The following is a 6,532-nucleotide window of genomic DNA, read 5'->3' as shown; positions in this document are numbered from 1 at the left end:
GGGTTTTTGGGTTTCTTTTTTTGCATGTGTAGTCCTTTAGAGTAGGTTTTTATAAGTAAAACCAAATTTGAGAAATAAAGAAACGCACATTTTTTTCAAAATTAGAGCATTTTTTAAAATCCATGTGCCTTTTTTCATTTACCTTACTTATGGCAAGTTTTTTCTCATCAATATTTTTAAGGAGCTATTATGCAAGAAAATGAAAACACATTAAAACAAGACGCCTTCTATGAAGCTGGGTTTTGCGATGAATTGAGCATAGAAACCCAACACGAAGAATACATCGCTCAAAGAGATTTTGCAAAATCAAACCCACAAGGAAAAGAAGATGAATAATCTTAACAACTTAAGCGATGCACAAATCAATGGCATGATTGATTATTTGCAAAACATCTTATTAGAAAGGGGAGGGCTTAAGCAAGAGCCACCACAAAATTCAAACTATTCACACAATTCAGAAGAAGATAAGGTGCAAAAAACACCCAATCAACCAGATAATTCAGAAAGCAAAGAAGCTTTACTTAGAGCTAAATCCGGTCAAATCAATTATCTTAAAACAAGGATTATTCAAGGTTTGAAAGAAAAAAACTCGCCTTTTTGGGACAAGCCTGAAATAGTGGTTAACAAAGAAAGAGGACATAACGCTTTAAACGGCGAACCTTATTGCAATCTTAACGACATGCTTTTAGATATGGAAAAGAACCGCTTGGGGTTTAAAAGTAATGCATGGGTGAGTTTAAAGGAAGCTAAAATGCTTGGAGCGAGCAAAGAAGAAAGAGATGCGATTTTTAAAGCCACTCAAAATAAAGAAATCTCGCCTGTTCGTTTAATGTTTATCAAAAACAAAGAGCTTGTGCCTTTAGTGGATAATAATGGCGAATTAGTGATTGATAAAAACACTAAAAAACCTAAACACAAGCAGTTTCCTGTCATTGAAAATGGTCAAAAGGTGTTCAAACCTGCTTACAGAGATATTGAACCCCAAGTGCAATTCAAGTTTGTTTATAATGTAGAAATGTTTCCAAGCATTAACAAGGAAAAAATCAAACCTTTAAACTTGGACAAGCTCTCAAACTATGCCTATAAGACTAGGCTCTTCCATCAAAAAGATTATTCGCAAGAAAAAAGAGACAAGACAAACATTATTTACGAAGACTTGCATAAAGATTTGTCTCTAGATAATAGGAATGAAGCTTTGCTAGAAAGGATGCGTAGCTACACTCTGCTTAAAAATGAAAAATACAATCAATTAGCAAATGAAACAAAGCAACAAACCCAAACGCGCTCTCAATCTCAAAGCTATTATCAAAAGAAAAATAAAGCTTCTAGCGGTATTGAAAGGTAACTCATCATGATAGATAAAGCAAGAAAAAACTTAAAAGACCTTAAAAGCATTTTTCTGTATTGGTATGAGATGTTTGGTTCTAATGATAAATCTAAAGACATGATGAAAGCCTTTATAAAAGATTTGGCTTTCGCTAAGGATAAAAATGAGATGATAAAAGCCCAAGATAACGAGTTAGTCAAAGAATTCATGCAAGAGTTAAACAGCCTCTCTTTTAAAGAGCAACTAGAATTTTATCAAACCAATAGAGATTATGATCCCAGCCTTGACAATGATGAAAACTCAAGCGAATTATTAAACGCATTCACTGACTCTTTAGAGAATTTAGAAAAACAAGAGATTGCTCCTATTAGAGATCAAAAAAGAGAAAGCGGATTGCAAAACAATGAAAATAATAAGGAAAACGGCAAACTTGTTCCCCTTGACAAAAAAGAAACTTCAAAAGAAGAAGAACTGGAAAGCAAGGAAAAAGAACCAAAAGAAACACTGGGTTTTAACCACTCTTTAGGCGTTAGTGTTTTAAAAAGTCGCATTGAAGAAGCTAAAAATCATTTTAATGAAAAAGAAAAAGGCTCTAACAAGCGATTTAGCGATAAGGAATTTAAAAAATTTCTAAAAGACAGAGCTAAAAACGGCATGACTAATGAAGAAATGCAAGTGCTTTTATTGATAATCAACAACAAAAAAAGCAATCTAAGGCCTAGTCATAAGGAATTTTTACAAGAATGCCTAATAGAAGCGGTTTTGCACAATAAAAATATCAATAAGACCACTGAGTATGCCATTAGAAAAAATGTCGCACACTTGCCCATCAATAAAACAGAAAGCTTTTTAGTTAGAACTTATAATCATTCATTGGGTATTCTTAATGAAAATATTGCTGAAAAACTTAAAATACCTAAAAAAGAAAAAGAAATACTACAGCCTTTAAACGCAAACGAAGAACAAGCTTTAAACACCGCTTTAGAAAACAATGAAATAGACGCAAGAACTTTCAAATCATGGGAGTTTGGAAGCAAAGAAGCGAGCAAAGAAAACGCCTCTATGAGCGAAGAATTAACACAAAATAATTCTAAATTATCTCATTTTAATGAAAATAGCACCACTCAAAATAATGTAGGACAAAATAATGTAAAAGAGCCTAACAATAAAACTAATAACTCTAATCAAGATCATTCGCTTTCAAATTCGGATCTAACTTCAAATACCGATTACAACAAGCTTGTAGCGGACATGTTTGAAAATCAAATGGACGCTAATGGCAATTATGTTGGCAAAAAATTTAGCGCACAAGCTTACAACAACAAAACTCCCTATAAAGTCGCTACCGGTAATGCTAGTGAGCGTAGCGCTTATTTGTATTCAAAAAAAACTAAATCCAAAGATATTGGAATGGAGCGTTAATGAAAAATCAACACAAAAATCCCCCAACAAAATCTTTTTTAAACAATGTCAAATGGCGTGATTTACGATTGATGATGCGAGTAGTCAAGTGATTAAAGATTTTAGCAGAATTAAAATAAAGGAGCAAAAACAAATGAAAACTTATCCACATAACCATTTTTTATTTTTCTGCTTTATTCTAGGAGCGTTTTTATTAGGTTTACTTAGTCCAGCTTATGCTTTGAGTGTTATCACCACTAAAGAAATTGACGCTAATTTGCCTAATGGAGCGATGGAAAGCAAAGTGGTGTTAGGCAAGAGGGTGTTTAAAGTGGAAGCTCATGGGTTTTATTTTAGAAACAATGCAACTAACAGCATAGATATAGAAATCACCAGTCTTTTAAGAGACAATCAATCGTTTCCTTTGACTAGCAGCGCTAAAACCAGTTTAAAAATACCTCCTAACGCCAAGATTAAAAAATCCACCATCCTTGTTTTAAAAGGCGAGAACGCTGAAGAAGTGGCTAAGATTTTAGGTATTAGCAAAGAAGAATACCAAAAGCTAGAAAACACCGCTCAAACCAACGCTACCAATGACCCTATGTATGCTAACACGCCTTTTAGTAATGGCTCTGATAGTTCCGCTTACGATAACAATCCTAATAGCCCTAACAATAACGCTATCAATGGTAAAGATGGTGCAAATGGGAGTAATGGCTATGGGATAAATGGCAACGATGGGATAAATGGGAGTAATGGTGCAAATGGAAATAATAGAAATAATTCAAATAATAATGCAATAGGCAGTGGTATTGATACAGATGGCGTGTTAGGGGTGGATGGGGTGAATGGCTCTAACTCTTCAAGCGGTGGATCTGTAGGGGGTTATGAGAATAATTTCACTAACCATGGCTCTACTAACAATAACACAGGAGGGTATGACAATCTTAATAATAATAGCTCAAGTGGTGGAAGTTTAGGGAATGGGGGGTTTTTCCCTATTCCTTTTGGTAATGGAGACACAAACAATTCCAATAATCCCACTAACACCACTAGCCCAACTAATGGCAGTAGTTCTAATAGCGCCACTAACCCTAACTCGCAAGAAAACAATTACTCCAGCCAGTATTGTAAAGTGCCTAAATTGAGCCCTAACAACACGATGAAACTAGATGTTATCGCTAAAGATGGCTCTTGTATTTCTATGAACGCTTTGAGAGATGACACTAAATGCGCTTATAGATACGATTTTGAAGCCGGTAAAGCTATCAAGCAAACGCAATACTACTATGTAGATAGGGAAAATAAAACGCAAAATATCGGTGGTTGTGTGGATTTACAAGGCGCTCAATACGCCATGCAACTTTACAAAGATGACAGCAAATGCGCCTTACAAACCACGAGCGATAAAGGTTATGGTATGGGGAAAACTCAAACCTTCCAAACTGAAATCGTGTTTCGTGGGATGGATAATCTAATCCATGTCGCTGTGCCTTGCAGCGATTATGCAAGGGTGCAAGACAGGATTGTCAGGTATGAAAAAAATGATAAAACCCAAACCTTAACGCCCATAATAGATCAGTATTACAATGATCCTAACAATCCTAACAAACAACAGATTTTAAATCGTGGGATTGCTACCCAATTAAGCTCACAATATCAAGAATTTGCATGCGGTCAATGGGAATACAATGACGCTAAATTAGAAGCCAAAAGACCGACAATGTTAAAAAGCTATAACAAGCTTAATGGCGAATGGGTAGAAGTTACGCCTTGCAATTTTGAAGCAGGGATTAAAAGTGGTGCGGTTGTTAGTCCTTATGTGATGGGCGTGTCCAGCTCTAAAGTCTTAAGCGATATTACTATAAGCCATTATTTTAGGATAGAAAGAAAAAATTATGATGAGAGAGAGCAATGCCAAAAACCTTATGGAGTCAATCGTTGCCAACCGCAATATTTCCATACTGATCCTAGTATCACCGATTGGAACGCCACTTACAAAACCACTACCACTCAAACCACTCAACCTTATTTACGCCCAGCCCAAGATAATGAAATCCCCACAACCTATAATCTTATCACCACTCAAACCACCATCAACAGGACTCAAAGCGTTTTGAAAAACGAATTGCATTTGAGTAATGATTATTTGAAGTATGTAGAAATTTATCAAGGCTATTACAAGGATAATGAACTTAAGCAATCGCAAGGCTATATTGATTGGTCTAATTACTACCTTAATCAGAATGAAGGCTTTTGCTCTCAATATAACATTTGGAGTGAAAACACAAAAATTGGTAAGAATTGGTATCATTGGCATGATAATAAAATTTCTTGCGCTCAAAGACTGATTTATAGGCCTTTTCAAGGATAAGGCATGAAAGCGTTAAAGATTTTTTTAAAAAAATCCTTTATTCTGTTATTGGCGGTTGCTTTAAACCACTTAAACGCTGTGGCTATGATTGTGGATAACCCTACGCAGAACGCTTGGAATGGTGCTAAAAGAGCATGGGATGAAAGCAAGTGGGCTAAACATTTAGCCACTATCACTGAAAGGATCAAGCTCGCTCAAGACACATTAGATAGGGCTAATCAGACGCTTAATTCCATCAACAAAGCGAATGATGTTTTAAATAAAACCAATCAATTTCTAACAGGCAGTATTTTAAGCATCCCCAATCCCATGCAGTATGTAGAAAAAATCCAAAGTTTTGCCAAACAAGTTCAAGCCAATACTGAAAGGATCAAAGAAAATGCACAAAACTATGATATACGCAATCAAATTGCAGCCAAACGCATCTCTGAAAAATGCCCTGAACTCAATTGGGATGTCAGTCAGGACGCGAGCCCTACAGAGAAAAACTTACACCAATTTTTCACGAGCAAGGGGAAAGAAAGCGCTAACACAAAGGCTCTAAAGGATTTTGCTAACGCCATAGGCAACACTCAAATCAACACGGCGACCGATTTAGGAGCCGGACTTAAAGGTAGAGCCTTATTAGAATATATTTGCATTCAAAAAGGCAATTTAGAAGTGGCTAAAAAAATCCAATTATTAGACAGCCAAATGACTTTAGCTCTACTCAATAACGACTATACGGCTTATGAAAAACTTAGAGCTGAAAAAGAAGAATTAAAAAGACAAATCGCTTCAAATGTGTATGCTAAAGTCAAACAGCTTGCTGTAGCTTCCCAAGATAGAGCGTTTAGTCAAATGGACAATGAGTTAGGCGTTAAAACTTTTGGGTTTAACGATGAGAATGTTAAAAAAGGTTATTGCAAGAAAGAAAACAGAAATGGCAAAAGCGAGTGCATCCCTAACATGCTCAATGTTAATCGCTTAAAAGTGCAATTTGATGAGCTTAATTTAGATTATAGTAGGGATATTGCTGGTAAAAAAGGTGAAGCAGCCGCTAAAGTGTTCAATGACTACAAACACCGATTCCAGCAATTAAGCGTAGAAACTGCTTTAGAAATCGCTCAAAATTTAAGTTTTATGAATAAGACGCTAGGTTTAATGGCGCAAATGCAAAGCTATGCATTCAAGCAACAAATGGGCTATTTTGAAGATATTATTCCTACTGACGCTCTAAAAGATGACAAAGAGCATCAAGAAAATCTTAAACAAAAACAACAAGAAATAGAAAAAGTCTATAGGGCTAAATTGGACGCTTATGGTTTCCCTAATGGTAGTGTAGGAAAGGCAAGTGGCATGAATTCAAATAGCAATAATGAAGCTCCAAGCTCTGATAATATTCAGTCGTTTAATCCGTATTGAAATAAAGGTTATTGTGTTAAAATTAG

At 35.5% G+C, this 6,532-nt stretch carries 5 protein-coding genes; all 5 read left to right on the top strand.

Annotation, left to right across the window (positions count from 1 at the left end):
* Positions 1-189: 189 nt before the first annotated feature.
* Positions 190-336 carry a hypothetical protein gene (locus QU01_RS08315; protein ID WP_195742662.1) on the top strand — a complete coding sequence of 49 codons (147 nt, stop codon included), beginning with the start codon at positions 190-192 and terminating at the stop codon, positions 334-336.
* Positions 329-1,345 (top strand): ArdC-like ssDNA-binding domain-containing protein, encoded by a 1,017-nt coding sequence (locus QU01_RS06450; RefSeq protein ID WP_033763368.1) that lies wholly within the window; start codon positions 329-331, stop codon positions 1,343-1,345. Before QU01_RS08315 ends, QU01_RS06450 begins: the two co-directional genes overlap by 8 nt.
* A 6-nt stretch (positions 1,346-1,351) precedes the next feature.
* Positions 1,352-2,749, top strand: coding sequence for a hypothetical protein (locus QU01_RS06445; protein WP_033763367.1), 1,398 nt, complete (start codon positions 1,352-1,354; stop codon positions 2,747-2,749).
* A gap of 133 nt (positions 2,750-2,882) precedes the next feature.
* Positions 2,883-5,102, top strand: coding sequence for a hypothetical protein (locus QU01_RS06440; RefSeq protein ID WP_033763366.1), 2,220 nt, complete (start codon positions 2,883-2,885; stop codon positions 5,100-5,102).
* Positions 5,103-5,105: 3 nt separating this feature from the next.
* Entirely contained in the window at positions 5,106-6,506 is a 1,401-nt protein-coding gene (locus QU01_RS06435; protein ID WP_033763365.1) for a hypothetical protein, read from the top strand.
* The last annotated feature ends 26 nt before the right edge of the window (positions 6,507-6,532 follow it).

The sequence above is a fragment of the Helicobacter pylori SA221C genome (genome assembly GCF_000476855.1).
GTDB lineage: Bacteria > Campylobacterota > Campylobacteria > Campylobacterales > Helicobacteraceae > Helicobacter > Helicobacter pylori_DK.
The sequence above is the reverse complement of the archived record's forward strand: the minus strand, read 5'-3'. Positions and strand labels throughout refer to the sequence as shown.